The 18,371-nt window shown below is 44.3% G+C and carries 8 protein-coding genes; 6 read left to right on the plus strand and 2 right to left on the minus strand.

The genetic code is table 11. The features are described from left to right. Positions 1-545 precede the first annotated feature (545 nt). The gene (galU, locus tag IEV61_RS20200) at positions 546-1,421 is read right to left on the minus strand and encodes a UTP--glucose-1-phosphate uridylyltransferase GalU (RefSeq protein WP_188418908.1); all 876 of its coding nucleotides are present in this window, start codon (positions 1,419-1,421) and stop codon (positions 546-548) included. 1 nt (position 1,422) lies between these two features. Next, positions 1,423-2,418, minus strand: coding sequence for a mevalonate kinase family protein (locus tag IEV61_RS20205; RefSeq protein ID WP_188418910.1), 996 nt, complete (start codon positions 2,416-2,418; stop codon positions 1,423-1,425). Between the two features lie 391 nt (positions 2,419-2,809). On the opposite strand from IEV61_RS20205, the gene IEV61_RS20210 reads away from it, so the two are divergent. From IEV61_RS20210 to IEV61_RS20235, 6 genes are all read left to right on the plus strand, one after another. After that, positions 2,810-3,886: an SGNH/GDSL hydrolase family protein gene (locus tag IEV61_RS20210; protein ID WP_188418912.1), complete on the plus strand. Its 1,077-nt coding sequence runs from the start codon at positions 2,810-2,812 to the stop codon at positions 3,884-3,886. 136 nt (positions 3,887-4,022) lie between these two features. Then, positions 4,023-4,292 (plus strand): hypothetical protein, encoded by a 270-nt coding sequence (locus tag IEV61_RS20215; RefSeq protein WP_188418915.1) that lies wholly within the window; start codon positions 4,023-4,025, stop codon positions 4,290-4,292. A 172-nt stretch (positions 4,293-4,464) separates the two neighbouring features. Beyond that, positions 4,465-7,854, plus strand: coding sequence for a DEAD/DEAH box helicase (locus tag IEV61_RS20220; protein WP_188418917.1), 3,390 nt, complete (start codon positions 4,465-4,467; stop codon positions 7,852-7,854). 266 nt (positions 7,855-8,120) lie between these two features. After that, on the plus strand, positions 8,121-12,506 hold the full coding sequence (locus IEV61_RS20225) for a hybrid sensor histidine kinase/response regulator transcription factor (protein ID WP_188418919.1): 4,386 nt from the start codon (positions 8,121-8,123) through the stop codon (positions 12,504-12,506). A gap of 311 nt (positions 12,507-12,817) precedes the next feature. Beyond that, positions 12,818-15,010 (plus strand): fasciclin domain-containing protein, encoded by a 2,193-nt coding sequence (locus tag IEV61_RS20230; RefSeq protein WP_188418921.1) that lies wholly within the window; start codon positions 12,818-12,820, stop codon positions 15,008-15,010. An 89-nt stretch (positions 15,011-15,099) separates the two neighbouring features. Next, a complete protein-coding gene (locus IEV61_RS20235; RefSeq protein WP_188418922.1) occupies positions 15,100-18,351 on the plus strand; it encodes a SusC/RagA family TonB-linked outer membrane protein in 3,252 nt (1,083 codons plus the stop codon). Positions 18,352-18,371 lie beyond the last annotated feature (20 nt).

Genomic DNA, 18,371 nt, shown 5'->3' on the forward strand with positions numbered 1-18,371 from the left:
CTATTACAACTGGGAAAGGCCACATCAAGGTATAGGCGGTAAAAAACCTATCGAAATGACCACCCTAAACAACATATCTTAAATCATCTGTTTGTCCTCGAATTACTAAACCCTTACAATTGCGAGGAGCGATAGCGACGCGGCAATCTCTTTACGCTTAGTGACCGTGCGTCTGAGATTGCCACGCTATCGCTCGCAATGACATGTTGGTTGATAGACGCGCGGCAACGTCGCCGTTTAAAATTTAAGCAAGGCCGCTATACATAGAAAGAGAGCGTGGGAATGACAGAAAAGCGGGCCAAGCGGAGGCCTGGCGCGGGGAAGCTTTTTTCTGTCTTGATTTTTTTGTTACTTTTTGTATCAAGACAAAAAGTAATGGGCCTCTGCGGCCAAGAGCAGACGAAAAACGTTCATCAGCACATAACAAAGTTCAAAACGCACTGAAACTAATAGCTCGAACAGAATTTCTCACTATCGTTCGAAATGACATTTATTCTTAAAAAAGCGGCTGGTGTAATTCACCAGCCGCTTTGAAAAAGAAAGATCTAAAACTGATCCTTATGCGCTTCTACAATTTCCTTTAAAAAGGCGTAGAACGGCTTGGCAAATTCCTTACGGCGCAGGGCAAACTCTACGTTGGTTTTCAGAAAATCCAGCTTGTTGCCAATGTCGTAACGCTTACCTTCAATGGTGTGGGCATACATGCTTTCGCTTTTCAGCAGGTTAAGCATGGCATCGGTCAACTGTACTTCGTTGTTTTTACCCGGAGGGGTTTTTTCTAAGGCAGTGTAAATTTCGGGTGTTAAAATGTACCGACCGGCTATGGCCAGGTTAGAAGGGGCTTTGTCGATGTCGGGTTTTTCGATGAGGGTATTCAGGTTCATCAGCGTATCCGACAGCATATCGCCCCCAACAATGCCATAGCGCGACACTTTATCGTGCGGTACGGTTTCTACAGCTATAACCGTACTCTGGTATTGCTCGTAAATATCAATTAACTGCTGCGTAACCGGGATGACCGAGTTGATAATAGTATCGCCCAGTAAAACGGCAAAAGGCTCTTTCCCGGTATGGTGGCGGGCATAATAAATGGCATCGCCCAAACCATTGATCTCTTTTTGGCGGATGAAGTGGATATTGGCCATGTCAGACAGGTGCATGATCTCGTCATACATCTTGTCTTCTTTTTCCAGCAAACGCTCTTCCAGCTCGGGGTGGCGGTCAAAGTGATCTTCAATAGAGCGCTTGCCTTTGCCCGATATGATCAAAATATCTTCAATCCCCGAATCAACTGCTTCCTGTACCACGTACTGTATCGTAGGCGTGTCAATAATAGGGAGCATTTCTTTTGGAGAAGCCTTGGTGGCGGGCAAAAACCGGGTGCCTAAACCGGCGGCCGGTATTACTGCTTTTTTTACCATGTTATATAATGTAGGGTTTAATAACGCGTGCGTTAATTTTTTTCAAACTGTAAACTAATCTCTTCAGCATTTCATCATCCTGGTAAATGCCAATAATGGCACCACCCGAACCGGTAAACGATGCCGATGCACCGCAGTTGCGGGCCGTATTAACAAGTTCCATATTGCTATCGCTAATGCTCATGATCTTGCAACGGTTGTCGAAGTTGGCATTAATCAACTGACCTAATAGCTCGTGGTTGCCGGCTCTGATGGCCTCGGCACCCTGATCGGCCAGGTTGGCAATGGTTGTTAAGGTAGATATGGTGTGCTCGTCGCCTTTATCATACTTTGAACGGATCTCGTTAAGCACTTTGCCTGATACCTTACTTAAATTGGTTTTATAGGCCATGTAAAGCTTGGGCAGCAAGTTAGGGTCAAGCGGCGTATAAACACCGTAGCCGTGTTCATCCATCTGCGCTTTGTTAAAGTCCATATGCACACAGCCCTCGTAGCTTTGTATCACCCGGTCTTGCAAGCCGGCATTTATGCCCATTTCCTCAGTTTCTGCCCGCAGGGCAATGTTGGCTAAAATATGTTTAGGAATTTCGATGTCGTAAAATTGCATCAGCGCTTTCAGCGTAGCAATAATAATAGCGCTCGAACCCGCCAAACCCACCTGCCGCGGAATAGAGGAATGGTAGCGTATAGTGAAGTTTTTATTAGAAAGACGAATGCCGCTGGCATCGCAATGATCGCAAAACTTTTTAATAGCAGCCTTAATAATAGGAATACCGCCGTTGTAACCAATAAGACTCACGGTATCGCGAAGCTGGTAAATATTACGGAAAGTATTTAAATCGGCCTCCTGTTGTTCAATAACCAGTTCGGGCGATTGGTAAAGTAAAATGTGGGCACCAAAGTTTTTAATACTTAAGCTAAGGGTTTTTCCAAAATACCCATCGCTTGGGTTTCCTAATAATCCGGCTCGTGCATAAGCCCGCGAATCAATGATCATAAGCGCAAATGTGTTGCGCTAAAATGCATATAATATCAGATATTAAAAGCCTTCGTAACAAATATGTTTAAAAGTGGTAGCGTATGAATAAGTATTATAGCGATAAGCTATAACGGAGATATCCAACTACAATACAGGAATTTTTGGGTGGAGTTATTTGCAGATTAACTTTTAGGGCAGCTGCCGCAGCGTTTGCCTTTCTTATACTTTTTACAGCATTTTTTGTAAACACACTCCAGCTGAAAGCTAAAGTCTTTCATCGGCATTGATTGAATAGTGTTATATTCGGCTGGCTTATTTTGTGTTTCTTTATCCATGGCACTTATCTGCCCGCAAATATAGTTTATAATTAATCTAAATAAAATAGTTTCTCATTTTTATTAAAACCTGTATGCGTATACATCTCAGTAGCTTATTGCTAACGCTGCTTATTACCAGTAGTTGTTTTGCCCAGCAAGCCGTTAAAAATAATGATAGCCACATTCATTACATGGGCCGGGTAGATGTGCAGGCCAATAAAAGCATGCTATCGTGGCCGGGTACCAGTTTGAAAATTCATTTTAACGGCACCGGGGTTAAAGCCATACTGAAAGATGAGTATGGCCAAAACTTTTACAACATTATTATTGATGGTAAAGTAACTCAAAAGATTAACCTCGATACGGCAAAGCATGAGTACACCTTAGCGGCCAACCTGCCAGCAGGTGCACATAGCCTGGAGCTGTTTAAACTCACGGAGTGGGATAAGGGTAAAAGCTGGTTCTATGGCTTTGACCTCGACGCTAACACCCAGCTTTTGGCCGCCCCTGAAACCAAGAAGCGGAAGATCGAATTTTTTGGAAACTCCATTACCTGCGGTTACGCCGTGTTAGACACTACCGGTAAAGACCGCGGTACCGCTGAGTTTGAAGACAATTACCAAAGTTATGCCGCTATTACCTCAAGGTATTTTGACGCCGAGTATCATTGCACGGCCAAAAGCGGTATTGGTGTGTTGGTAAGCTGGTTCCCGCTAATTATGCCCGAAATGTATAACCGCCTGGATGCCACCGACCCGCGTAGCCGTTGGGATTTTAAAAAGTATACGCCCGATGTGGTGGTAGTTAACCTGTTTCAAAATGATTCGTGGATAGTAACACAACCGCAAAATGCCCAGTTCCAGGCGCGGTTTGGCACCACGGCACCAACCCCGCAAGATATAGTGAAAGCCTATGAAGCGTTCATTAAAACGTTGAGAAAAACCTACCCTAAAGCGCAGATCATTTGTGCACTGGGCAATATGGATGCTACCCGCAAAGGGTCGGCCTGGCCGGGTTATGTGGAGCAGGCGGTGAAGAACCTTAACGATAAGCAAATTTACACCCGCATGTTCCCCTACAAGAATACCTCCGGACACCCACGCGTTAAAGAGCAGCAGGCCATGGCCACCGACTTGATTGGCTTTATAGAAAAAACTGTTAAGTGGTAGGTTGATGCCAAAGAGATCATAATACACAATGGTCATCCTTTAATGATAGTGAAAGACCCTGGTAGTTAATAGCCTTAATAAAGTAAAATTCAACTTATTTATTATATTTAGCCACCTAACAAGTGGCTTTTTTAATGTGAAAAAATTTATCCCTCACCTACTTGGATTTATTCTTGTAACAACAATAATATTAGCTATTGTAGGCCATATTAGTCAATCAAATTATGAATTTAGTGGGCTCATTCAAAAAATAAAATTTGAAGAGCCTAAACATACGCCCATCATTACAGTTCATCAAATAAACTACAAATTTGTTTATAGAGGAACTGAATTTGATTCTATAAAAGTAGGTGATAGCATTATTAAGTTAAAGGGGGAAGAAAGTATTAGGATTATAAAAAAATGAATCCCAATACTTCATTTTTTGGTGTAAACTTATATATAGTTACCAAGATCCTGTTCTAATAGCACTTGAAAATATGCATGTACAAGGATGATTTACCGTTATCACCCGAAATCACAGGAAACTTTTATAATCTACACAGCTTCTCCTACTTTTGTTGTAATATACCGCCAGCATGACTCCGGCACCAACTAACGAGGCTAATCATTTTTCGCAAAGCGTTTACGTTATACCCAATACTACGGTGGGTACGCTTACGGCGTTAACCCTGGCCCAGCACAGCACGGGCTTTGATGATTTACCTGCCGAGTTGCTCTTGGCACAGGAGATGGACTTGAACCAGGGGGCATTCACCGGTAAATACTACGCAGGCTTCCCGGTGGTACAAGTAATGCAGCAATTGGGCCAGTTAATGCTCATTTGCCCATGCCATGAGCCTAAAAACAAGCTTTGCAGCCATCAAAGCCAGGTACTGGCGCAATTGCTGCAAAAAGAAGAGTTCCGGTTGTTCTATGATGATGGCCTGCGGCACGAAAAGCTGAAGAAGTTTGCCGTTGATTATGGCTTACAGAGCGAAGCTGATCTGGATAGTTACTTCAAGCTTCAGCATCAGGACGGTAAAACCGTTATTGTACCCCGGCGTGCTTCCCTGTTCCCGGTAACACCCGATAGTTTGGATGCCATAACCAAACTCATGCTGCCTTCATCAGAACTGGTTTTAAGGCAGTCGGGAGCTACGGAGAGCGGCGAGGTAAGGTGCATTGTATTGAAGCAGCATAAATACTACAAGCACCTGATCGTGGAGTTGCACGATGCGCCGGTGACCAAAGACGGCAAGATCAAGAACCCGCTGGTACCGGTCAACCCACTTGAACTGGTTTGGGAAAGTAACGACCCGCTCGAGCTTAAATTCTTTACCGCCGTATCGCGCTTTAAAAATAACGTGGACGGCAAGGTAACGGCGTCGGTGTTGGATAGTCTGCGCATGATCGTAAAAAATCCGCTGAATTTCAGTTGTTACATCCACCAAAGCCAGGTTTCTGAAAGGGTAACGGCCAGCGCTTTGCAACTGGTTAAGCTCGACCGCATTGTAAACGACATTGAACTATCGGTAAATGAAAAGGGACAGTTTTACGAGGTAGGAGGTAAGCTTAAAATTGGTAATGATGATTATAATTTAAGCGATGTAGACCTGCTGTTCAATTACTTTGTACAGGCAGATAACAACAACCTTTACCTGGTTAAAGACCTGCAAATGCTGGGCGTTATCCAATTCTTTAAACGCCGGAAGGAAGATTTGCTCATCCATCAATCACAATACGGCCGCTTTAAAGATAAGATACTTGATAAGCTGGAAGAGCGCAACAAGATCAATTACAATAACAGCAAGCCCGCCACGGCCCGTCAAATGGCCCAGTATGGGTTGGATAAGGATACGGAGAAGATCATCTACCTGTCCGACTTTGGTCCGCATGTCATGATCGTTCCGGTGATGCGTTATGGCGAAATAGAGATTCCTATCCGTACGCAAAAGCAGATTAACATCATGGATAGTAAAGGCAAGTACTTTACCATGGAACGTAACGAAGCTGCGGAACGCGATTTTACCGCTTTACTGCTCAAACAACACATCTATTTTGAAGAGCAGTTAACCGACGACCTGCAATACTTTTACCTGCATAAAGACCGCTTCTTGAGTGAGGACTGGTTCCTCAATGCTTTTGATGCATGGCAAGCAGCGGGTATTACCATTTTAGGCTTTAACGAGCTCACGGGTAATAAGCTGAATATGCACAAGGTGAAAATATCGGTGCAGGTTATAAGCGGTATCAACTGGTTTAACACCGTAATTGATGCCCGTTTTGGTAAACGCAAGGCATCGTTAAAGCATTTGCACAAGGCCATCCGTAACAAAACCAAGTTTGTGCAGTTAGACGATGGCACCCTGGGCATACTGCCTGCCGAATGGTTAGCACGCTTCACCGAGTATTTCAACGCCGCCGAAATTGCTGACGATGATACGCTGCGCACGCCTCGCATCAACTATGCCGCTATTACGCAGCTTTATGATGATGAAATGCTGGATATGGAGGTAAAAACCGAACTGTTGAATTACCAGCAAAAGTTAGTCAATTTTGAGACTGTAAAGGAGGTTAGTGTTCCGGCAGATTTAAACGGCGAACTGCGCCATTACCAACACCAGGGACTAAATTGGCTCAACTTTTTAGATGATTTTAATTTTGGCGGCTGCCTGGCCGATGATATGGGATTGGGTAAAACTATCCAGATCATTGCCTTTATTTTGTTGCAGCGCAGTAAGGTACGTCATAACACTAACTTGCTGGTGGTGCCCACATCGCTCATCTTCAACTGGCAGGCGGAAGTGGCCAAGTTTGCGCCCACCCTCAAGCTACACACCATTTACGGTGCGGACCGTATTAAAAGTATTAATGACTTTGACGCGTACGATATCATCCTTACCTCGTACGGCACGCTGCTGGCCGATGTAATGTTCCTAAAAGAGTATACATTCAACTATATTTTTTTGGACGAATCGCAAAATATTAAGAACCCCGATTCGCAGCGGTACAAAGCGGTAAGGTTATTGAAAGCGCGTAACCGCATTGCCATTACCGGTACACCTATCGAGAACAATACGTTCGATTTGTATAGTCAGCTTTCATTTGCCTGCCCCGGCCTGTTAGGCAGTAAGCAGTACTTTAAAGATATTTACTCGCAGCCCATTGATATGTTTAAGGTGAGTAAGCGCCGTGACGAATTGCAGCAAAAAATTAAACCTTTTGTGCTGCGCCGTACCAAGCAGGAGGTAGCCGGCGAACTGCCCGACAAAACCGAAATGGTGCTCTACTGCGAAATGCAGGCCGAACAACGCAAGTTATACGATGCCTATGAGCGGGAGTTTCGGGAGCTGATCTCCGCTACCACGCAGGAGCAGCTCGCCAAGAAATCGATGCACATCCTGAAAGGCATCACCAAACTACGGCAGATCTGCGATTCGCCCTTACTCCTGAGCGGCGATAAACTGCCCGGCAACGCCTCGGCTAAAATTGACGTATTGATGGAGCAAATCGAGAGCAAGGCACCAAATCATAAGATACTCGTGTTTTCGCAGTTTGTAACCATGCTCGACTTGATTCGCAAAGAACTGCAAGCCAAACAAATTGGCCATGCTTATTTAACCGGCAGTACCCGTAACCGCGAGGCGGTAGTTAACCAGTTTCAGCACAGTGCCGATACGCGGGTGTTCCTTATCAGCCTCAAAGCAGGTGGTACCGGCCTCAACCTCACCGCGGCCGATTACGTTTACCTGGTAGACCCCTGGTGGAACCCCGCCATTGAGAACCAGGCTATCGACCGCTCGTACCGCATAGGCCAGCACAAAAATGTAGTAGCGGTCAGGCTCATATGCCCCAACACGGTAGAAGAGAAAATGATGCAACTGCAGGAAACCAAAAAGGAACTGGCCGGCACGTTGATCTCGTCGGATGCGTCCGTTTTTAAATCGCTTAACAAAACCGATCTGTTAAGTTTGCTCGGTTCGTGATCCCATTTCTTCAATAATCGAAAAATGTAATTAAATGAGGAAATGTGAAGTTTTAAGCTCATAATTTGAGGAATAATGTACTTTACATTCAACGGTATTTTGATGTGGATATCATCCCAAAGAGATTGGAATTAGCCAAGAATTTTATTCCTCATTCGTTTAATATTCCCGATATTTACAGCAATAAACCAATTATAACCCCCTTTACTGTAAACACCTAAATGACTAACCGGAGTTTTTCCTGTTATAAGCGTTGGCGCCTTTTCGTGGGGTTGCTCATCGTGTCTTTCAGCGTGACTGCGCAGCCGAAATACAATCTAAAGCACTACTCTACCGAAGACGGACTCTCTCATGACCGCATTACCTGCATCATGAAAGACCATGAGGGTTTCATGTGGTTTGGTACCTGGGATGGCATTAACCGGTTCGACGGGCATAATTTTGTGCCTTACAAAGGTCGTCCGGGCGATAGTTCTAACCTCGAGAATAACAAGATCAGGATCATTGCCGAAGATAAGCAGGGTTATTTATGGGTAAAAACCTTTGATAATAAGATCTATAGGTTCGATAAAAATAAGGAGGCATTTCTTGCCATACAGAGCAATAAGGCCCCCGATCATGTTAAGGATGTAGTTGTTGACCGCATTGTGACGGTATCAAATGGTGATACGTGGTTGCTGAGCGCAAGGCAGGGTGCGCTATGCGCTTTTGGTAATAAAACAGGAACTACGCCAGTGATTAAGGCATTCAATAAAAAAGCAAAGCCCGAGTTTAATATAGGCGATGATGAGGTTTCATTTTTATTTGAGGATAAACAGCATCATATTTGGATAGGTACAAAGGCCGGTATCAGCTGTTTTACCAAGAACGTTGCTGGGGAATATGTTAATTTACCTATTGGTAATAATCAAACCACTTTAGGCGCTCAGTATAGCTTTACCGGCTATGCCGAAAATGGTAATGACCTGTATCTGTCCACCGCGCAGGGCTTGCTGTTTGTTTATAATATTGTAAATAAGTCGCTTAAAACTTTAGCTATTGCACCCGGTACGCCGTTGAATGACGTGTTGGTGGTTAATGATGTGGTTTATATAACTACGTCGGGTAAAGGACTTATTGCTTACAATACCTCAACTCAAACCAGTCAATCATACATCCCGGGTTTTAAATCGCTGAAAAAAATCTACCGCGATAAAAAAGGATTATTATGGCTGGAGCCTGGTAATGGAATTTTAAAGTTCGATCCTGCAAATGCAAGCTATAAGTTGTTCACTCAAAAAAAGGATGCAGAAGCGCTAACCATTCATACCACCTACCAGGTGTTTGAAGATGCTTACAATACTTTTTGGGCTTGTATGGAAGGCGGAGGCTTTGGGTATTATGACCGGGCGGCAGATCAGATCAACTACTTTCATAACGAGCCGGGCACACCAAAGCAGCAATTTTCTAACGTAGTAACCGCCATGTATGCCGACCCAACCGGGGTTTTGTGGTTTAGCGGCTACGACAGGGGTATTAACAAGGTCACCTTACAGCCCGATATATTTAAGCATTATATTATTGCCAAAGATGCCGAGGCAAAAACGGAGAACGAAGTAAGGGCCATTTGCGAAGATCATTTTGGCCGTTTATGGGTAGGTACCAAAGCGGGCAGAATTCTGGTTTATAAAAATGGACAGTTATCAGATAGTCCGTTCAGCAATATTCCAGATCGTCAGTTAGGTAAGGTGTACAGCATCTATGAAAGTAAAGATCATACCATCTGGATGGGGACCAAAGGTAAAGGCTTATTAGAAGCGGTACCGCTGGCTAACGATCCAACGCACTACCGTGTTAAAAGGCACGTAAATAACCCTCAAGATGCCAACAGCATCAGCAGTAATATGATCTACTCCATACTGGAAGACAGTAAGGGACGCATATGGATAGGTACTTTTGGCGGTGGGCTAAACTTGTTGGTGAGGCAAGGAAATACCACAGTGTTTAAGAATGCGAAAAATGCATTTAAAAATTATGCAGCTGCAAAAGCAGCAGGTGTAAGGCATTTACAGGAAGATAAAAAAGGCAATATCTGGATAGCCAGTACCAACGGTTTGGTGGTATTCAATCCGGAAGAGGGCACTAACGAGTTCCGCTTCCGTCGTTACAGGAAGGTAAGGGGTGATGAGACCTCTTTGGGGAGCAACGATGTGCAGTATATCCATCGCGATAAGCAAGGCACTATGTGGCTGGGCACCTTTGGCGGTGGCTTGCAAAAGGCCATTACCACTTACAACGTCAAAGATAAAATAAGCTTCAAAGTATACACCGCCGCCAACGGCTTGCCTAATGATATTATACTAAGCATAACCGGCGATAGTAAAGATAGACTTTGGATAGCAACCGAGAACGGCTTATCGGAGTTTAACCCCAAAACTGAAGCATTTAAAAATTACAATACCGACGATGGCTTACCCCAAACCCAGTTCTCCGAATCGGCTATGGTAAAGTCGGCCTCAGGGAAGCTGTATGTAGGTTGTGTAAATGGCTACATTGCTTTTGATCCCCTGCATGTGGGCAGTACGCGTTATCCCACCAATATAGCCTTGACCAATTTTCAGGTGTTTAATAAAAGCATTATTCCGGGTGCACCCGATTCTATTTTAAAATATGCCATAGATCAAACACAGGAAATTACGCTGAAATACAATCAAAACCTCATCAATATTGATTATACCACGCTCGATTATAAAACAGCGCAGAAAATATGGTATGCCTATATTTTGGAGGGTTTTGATAAACAATGGAACCAGGTAAAAACCGCACGGCAGGCTACCTATACTAATTTGCCGCCGGGTCATTATGTGTTCAAGGTGAAAAGTGTAAGTAATTACTTGTTTGAAAACGTTCCTTTCAAAAGCGTGAACATCACCATACTACCACCACCCTGGAAAACGTGGTGGGCCTACCTGGCTTATGTAGTAATGGCTGCCATTGTCATGGAAATTGCGCGCCGTATTATCATGACCATGATCAACCTGCGTAACCGTGTAGCGGTTGAGCAGCGTGTTGCCGAGTTGAAACTCGATTTCTTTACCAATATATCGCACGAGTTGCGTACGCCACTTACCTTAATTGTTAACCCATTAAAAGAGATCTCCCAACACGAACCGCTATCGGTAAAGGGGCGGGAATATATTAACCTTGCCAATAAAAATGCAAACCGCATGGTGCGGTTTGTTAACCAGCTGCTCGATTTCAGGAAGCTGCAAAGCGGCAAAACCCGTTTGAAGATTGGCGAGGCCGATTTGGTTGCGATCGTAAAAAATACAACCACTTACTTTACCGAATTGGCCCATGAAAAAAATATCACCTTTACTTTCAAGCCATTGGTGCCGTTCTTTTATGTATGGATAGACGATGAGAAAATTGATATTGTAATTTACAACTTATTGGCTAATGCGTTTAAATACACGCCATCCGGAAGGCACATTACCGTATCATTAGAACCTGTAACCACTACGGGGCATGTGAGTATTAAAGTAATTGATGAGGGTACTGGCGTGCCTGAAGATAAGCTGAAAGAGATATTTGAGTTATATTACGAAGCTTCTAACAATAAGGCTCACCACAACAAAGGCACCGGCATTGGTTTGGCGTTTTCCAAGGAATTGATGGCGGCTCACCATGGCACAATTATAGCAGAAAACAACCCGCATCAAGGGATGACGTTTACCGTGCAGCTCAAAACAGGAAAACATCATTTTACAGCGAATGAAGCAGATTTTGTTCCTTCACCGGCAAACGTTATTGATGTGCATGTGCCGGCCCCAATGGTGGCTGCAGAGCAAGAGGCAACTATTACAGCCGATGAGTTGCAAGAAACTAGCAAACCCCTGGTTTTGATCGTGGAGGATAATAACGAACTGCGTAAATTTCTTGGCGATCAGTTAAGCACTTATTACCGGGTTGATACCGCTGCCGATGGCGTTATTGGTTTGCAAAGAGCCATAGAGCTGGTGCCTGATCTTATCATAAGCGATGTAATGATGCCTAATATGGATGGCATTGCCATGCTGGATGCAGTGAAGCACAATGTAATTACCAGTCATATCCCGGTGGTATTGCTTACGGCAAAATCATCGGTAGAGCACCAGATAGAAGGTATGCGCTATGGTGCCGATTTTTATGTGACCAAGCCATTTAACACCGATTATGTATTGGTGCTTGTGCAAAACCTAATCAGGCAGCGTAAACAGTTATTCGAGAGCTTTTTAGGCAATAAGAACCTGGTGCAGCTTTCGCCCGGCGAAATACTCATTACCTCCAAAGATGAACAGCTTCTTAAACAGGTGATAGACACTGTTGAAAAAGGTATGGCCGACCCGTCATTTAACATTGATGATGTAGCCAGTGGTATAGGCCTTGGCCGTTCTACTTTCTATAAAAAGCTCAAGAGTTTAACCGGCCTGGCGCCTGTAGAATTTGTAAAAGAAATGCGCCTTAAACGCGCCAAGCAAATTATTGATGCCGGCGAATACACCATTGCCGAAATATCGTACATGGTTGGCTTCAGCAGCTCGGGATACTTCAGTACATGCTTTAAAGAAAAGTACAATCAATCGCCATCTCAGTATTTAAAATCTATTAAAGCGGTACATCCTGCCGGATAGATTTTTTCTTTATATGTCCATCTTTTTAATTCAGAAATCTTTGTTTTGGTGCTTTTTAAGCACTTTTATCAAATTTTAAAACTTATTTCCCAATTTTTAAAACCTCCTCGGCTGCCTTTCGGCCTATGTTTGCTTTACAATTATAAACAGCAACAGCTCGGTTACCAGTATTTGAAAGCATGCCTGCAACAGGTGTGAAACCAATTATAAACAGCTCAATATCTGACCAAGCCCGAGTGCTGAATTTTATGTAAACCAATGATGACGCCCTGCTTACCCATAGCATGTGCGTTTGAATATTTAGTGCATGTATGAGGAGAATTTTACAAGGTGCATCTGTATTATTATTTAGCCTGTTGGTTTTGGCCGGCTGTAGTAAGAAAGAGTTTAACGAGCGTTACGACAGGCCCGAAAACCTGGCCGATCCCATCTATCAGCAACTGCAGCAAAAAGGAAACTTTACCAGTTTATTAGTTTGTATTGAAAAGGCCGGCTATAAAGATATTTTGAGCAAGGCCGGCTATTGGACCATGTTTGCGCCCAACGATGCTGCATTTGCCCTGTATTTTAAAGAAAAGGGAATTAGCAGTGCTGCCGATATTGATGCCGCTACTGCACAAAAAATTGTAAAATACAGCCTGGTGTTCAATGCTTTTAAAACAGATCGCCTGCCCGATTTCCAGTCGGCCGCGGGGTGGATACCCAACATGGCTTTTAAACGCCGTACTGCTTATTACGATGGCAGCAGCGTGATCAACTACAACGGTAAAGATATTACCTACATTAACTCTAACCGTAATAACCGTGGCGGCACTTCATACTATACATCGAGCGATAACAACAATAAATACGTCCCATACTTTTTAGATCGCTTTTTTACGCCTAAAAACCTGAGCGCTTCCGACTATAATTACTTCTATGGTCAAAACCCATACACCGGCTTTAACGTGTCTGATGCGCAAGTACTTACCAGTAACATTATTGCCGAAAATGGTGTAATACACGAGATCAACCGCGTATTGCTTCCGTTGCCTTCTATAGATCAGTATCTGGGTGTAAATGATCAGTACAGCAAATTCAAATCGCTGTTTGACAAATACATGGTATCGTACCTCCTGAGTGCCGAAGCAAATGCAAAAAATCTGGAGAATACCGGCAAGCAGCAAGATATCTATATTAAAACTTATGATCCGGCTTTGGCCTATTCGCCCAATAACGAAAACTACTTAAAGGTAGATGATAACGATGGGCAGATGGAAGGCTATTCGATGTTTGCACCTACTAATGAGGCACTCAACAGCTACATCAATAGTACTTTATTAGAATACTATCCCTCACTTGACGCACTTCCTAAAGAAATATTGTTTGATTTTTTGAATGCGCATATGTTTAATACCACTGTGTGGCCAAGCAAGTTTGCTACCACGACCAACGGACAGGGGCAGGGTGCTTTATTTAATGCCGCTACCGATGTGGTGGATAAAAAGGTATTGAGCAACGGTGTATTTTACGGCACCAATAAAGTACAGAATGCCAACGTGTTCAGCACTGTGTTTGGCCGTGCATACTTAAACCCAAACTACTCATTAATGACCCGCGCGCTGAGTGCATCGCTCAAAGCAAGCATTATCAATACGAATTTAAAATATACGCTGTTCCTTACCTCTGATGCTACTTTTAAAGCTTTAGGCTTTAGCTATGATATTGATGCTACCACCTGGCGCTACACACCACCGGGCGGCGGTACTTCGCTATCAGGCTCATCCGCGCTGGATAAGTTGAACCGCATCATCAACACCCAAGTAGTGCGTGAGGATGTGAAGAGTTTAGCCGGCAATGGTATCCTGGAAACTTACGAGGGCGAATACATCAGGTACAACAACAATACAGTATACTCTGCCGGTAACCGTGATGCGGGCATCGTGCTTAATGCAACCACCCCGCGCGTAACCCAAAACGGAACGGTGTATTTTATAGATGGATTACTGTCCGAACCGTCTTTATCGGTAGGTAAGCACCTCGACGCTTTAGCCACACCCGCCGGTTCAGAATATAAAAAGTTTGTAGATTACGTAAAAGCATCGGCCATTTACAATACCTCTAATGGCGAGATCTTGGGTGTTACAGCCGGTTCGTTCTATACTGTTTTAGTGCCAACCAACGCCGCTATTGATGCCGCCATAGCCCAGGGGTATTTGCCGGCTACAACCACACCGGCCGATCAGGCGGGTAAAGACAAGGTGGCCAATTTTATCAGGTACCACATCATTCAAAAAGCTACGGTAGTGCCCGACGGTAAAAAAGCAGGCGGTTTTCTTACTCTCTTGCAAAAAACCAACGGCGACCCTACCTCGGTAGCAGTAACCAACACCGGTATAAACAATATGCAGGTAAAAGATATGCTGGGTAACACGGCAAATGTCATACCTGCACAAAGCAATAACCTGTCTAACCGAACGGTGATTCACCTTTTAGATACGTTTTTGAAATTCAGCACCAACTAAGAAAAGCTTAATAAACCCTTACCTATTACAATAATATGTACCGGCCGCCAAAGCCGGTACATTATTAAAACCGATTTAAAATCTTGTTGATGGAAAAAATATATACCCGTTTTATTTTCTTCTGCTTTATACTGATAACGGCGGCAGGCGGCAACACCGTATGGGCGCAATCGGCGGCACCTTTAACAACCGTGCGCGGTAAGGTTACCGACAAGAAAGACCGCGCACCGCTCATTGGCGTAACGGTAGTAGAAATTGATAAGGAAAAGCGTACGGTAGGCGGCGTATCAACCGATATCGACGGTAATTTTGCACTAAAACCCAAAAGCCGTCAAAATAAGATCTCGGTATCATTAATAGGTTATAAAACCGTAGTGGTTGATATTAACGACCGTACTACGTTCAATATTCAGTTAGAATCGAGTTCAAACTCACTGGCCGAAGTATCAATTACGGCCAATAAAACATCAAGCAACGGTTTAATGCAAATAGACGCGCGGAATTCGACCACCGCCGTAGCTAAACTCAACGCAAAAGATATTGAAGAACTGTCGGCAGCATCTATCGACCAGGCTATTCAGGGGCGTTTACCTGGGGTAGATATTGCTGCCAACTCGGGCGACCCTGGTGCGGGAATGCAAATCCGCATCAGGGGTACGTCTACCATCAACGGTTCTACCAACCCACTGATCGTGTTAGACGGTATGCCTTACGAAACCAGCATCCCATCCGATTTTAACTTCGGTACTGCCGATGAACAGGGCTACGCATCGTTGCTAAACATTGCCCCGGCCGATATTCAGGATATATCTATCCTGAAAGATGCGGCCGCCACAGCCGTATGGGGTTCAAGAGCTGCAAACGGCGTGTTGCTCATTAACACTAAGCGCGGTAGGGTAGGCACCCCCCAGGTTACTTATACCGCCAGGTTCACCGCTTCCAAACAACCAAACGCTATCCCTATGCTTACCGGCGACCAGTACTCGCAGCTCATCCCCGAAGAGGTGATGAACCGTACCGGTACCCCGCTGAATACGCAAACCATTAAAGAGTTTCTGTATGATCCGAGCGATAAATATTACTATAACAACTACAGCAATAATACAGATTGGATAGGTGCCATTACCCGTACCGGCTTAATGCAAGATCATAACCTGTCGTTGGCAGGTGGTGGCGAAAAGGCCCGCTATTTTGCATCAGTAAGTTATTTAGGCCAAAAAGGTACAACTTTAGGTACAGGCTTAAGCCGCGTAACCACCCGTATCAATTTAGATTATAACGTGTCTGACCGTATCCGTTTTCGTACCGATGTATCTTACACCCACTCCAATACCGATAAGGTTTATAATGATGATGCCAGGAGTGTAGCCTACCAGAAAATGCCCAACATGAGCATTTTCGAGATCAACTCGGCAGGGATGAACACCGGCAATTACTTATCGCCGCTGCAAAACATTCAAGGTAGTTACCCCGATACATTCAACCCGCTGGCCATGCTTGCCGCCGGAAAAAATAACGTTATCAGCGAGCGTATTGTGCCTCACTTTAACCTGCAGTACGACATTATTCCAAGTTTACTGCGGTCAACCGTTGATGTACAGTTCGATATTAATAATACGAAAAATAAAAGGTTCTTGCCGCAGATAGCTACCGGTCGCCCGGTTAGCGATGCTAACGTAAACCTCGCTTTTGATGGCGATGCCGATCAGTTTGGTATTCAAACCAAAACCAATTTCATTTATACGCCAAAGCTTAGCGAAAAGCACACCTTCATTGGCTTGGTGTCGTTTTTAACTAATGATAACCGGGTAACCTCGTTACAGGCCCAGTCCTCAAACTCGGCCTCAGTAAACCTTCAAGATCCATCCGTTGACGCGCGCGTGCAAGCGTTAAGCTCAGGCTTTACACAATCGCGCAGCGTAGCAGCTTTGGCTAATGCGCAATACAGTTATTTAGACAGGTACATTTTAAACTCAGCTATCAGGCTCGATGGTAACTCGCGCTTTGGCCCAGCCAACCGCTGGGGATTGTTTCCATCGGTATCTGCCCGCTGGCGTATATCTGGTGAGCCGTTCATGAAGAAAGCCACCTTTTTCGATGATTTAAGCTTAAGACTGAGCTATGGTAAGAGTGGTAACGAACCAAAAAACAATTATACGTTCTATAACATCTACGGTAACTACGCTTACGACTACCTCAACTCCTCTGCCGTTTACTCCCAAAACATTGAACTGCGTAATTTAAGATACGAAACCGTTACCGGGCAGGATATAGGTTTAACCTTGGCCCTATGGAAAAACCGTATTAACGTAGATATCGACGTTTACCGTAACCGTACAACGGATTTGTTCTTCAATGGCTTACAACTGCCGGGCATATCGGGTTTTAACAGCATCGATATGAACGTAGGGACCATGGATAATCAGGGCTGGGAAGTAAACCTGAATGCCGTTGCTGTAAAGACCAAAAAGGTGATGGTAGAATTTAACTTCAACATTGCCAACAACACCAACATTATCCGCGAGATATCAGAATATTACCCAAGCACTAAAGGCAACATTACCACCAACGGCAGTTACAAAACGCTGTTGCAGATTGATAATCCTTTCGGCTCATTCTACGGCTTCAAGTACAAAGGCGTTTACAAAGATGCGGCTGCCACGGTAGCCACTAATGCGCAAGGGCAGCCTATTGTAGGTTTGGATGGTATCCCGCTACAAATGCGCTTTAATTACCCCGCTACCGATTATGTTTTTAAACCCGGCGATGCCATTTATGAAGACATTAACCACGATGGTAATATTGATTATAAAGATGTGGTGTACCTGGGTAACGGTAACCCTAAGTTCATAGGTGGTTTTGGCCCTACCGTTACCATTAATGGCAACTTCAAGATCAATGCATTTTTCAGCTACCGTTATGGTAACCAGTTGGTAAACGGTACGCGTATGGTTACCAGCAATATGTACGGCTTTAACAACCAAAGCACCGAGGTGCTTAAGCGCTGGCGCAACGAAGGCGACGTAACCGATGTACCACGCGCTTTATGGAACGATGGTTACAATTGGTTGGGCAGCGACCGCTATGTGGAAGATGCCTCCTTCATCCGCTTGCGCTCCGTAACGGCGAGGTATAATTTAACCAAAAAAATGGTGAACAGGGTAGGCATACGTAGTGCAAGCATTTATGTAACGGCCGAGAACCTGGTAACGTTTACCAAATATACCGGTCAGGACCCTGAAGTATCTGTTAAGGGTGGCGATCCGTTCAGGGTGGCTACCGATAACTCCATGACGCCGCCTACGCGTAACATGGTATTGGGTGTAGTGGTAGGTTTTTAACATTAAAGTACAAGTACTGA

Source organism: Mucilaginibacter galii (assembly GCF_014635825.1).
Lineage (GTDB): Bacteria > Bacteroidota > Bacteroidia > Sphingobacteriales > Sphingobacteriaceae > Mucilaginibacter > Mucilaginibacter galii.

Coding starts and splice junctions, on each gene's coding strand:
- galU (WP_188418908.1), bottom strand. CDS start 1,421: ATGGTAAAAAAAGCAGTAATACCGGCCGCCGGTTTAGGCACCCGGTTT.
- IEV61_RS20205 (WP_188418910.1), bottom strand. CDS start 2,418: ATGATCATTGATTCGCGGGCTTATGCACGAGCCGGATTATTAGGAAAC.
- IEV61_RS20210 (WP_188418912.1), top strand. CDS start 2,810: ATGCGTATACATCTCAGTAGCTTATTGCTAACGCTGCTTATTACCAGT.
- IEV61_RS20220 (WP_188418917.1), top strand. CDS start 4,465: ATGACTCCGGCACCAACTAACGAGGCTAATCATTTTTCGCAAAGCGTT.
- IEV61_RS20230 (WP_188418921.1), top strand. CDS start 12,818: ATGAGGAGAATTTTACAAGGTGCATCTGTATTATTATTTAGCCTGTTG.
- IEV61_RS20235 (WP_188418922.1), top strand. CDS start 15,100: ATGGAAAAAATATATACCCGTTTTATTTTCTTCTGCTTTATACTGATA.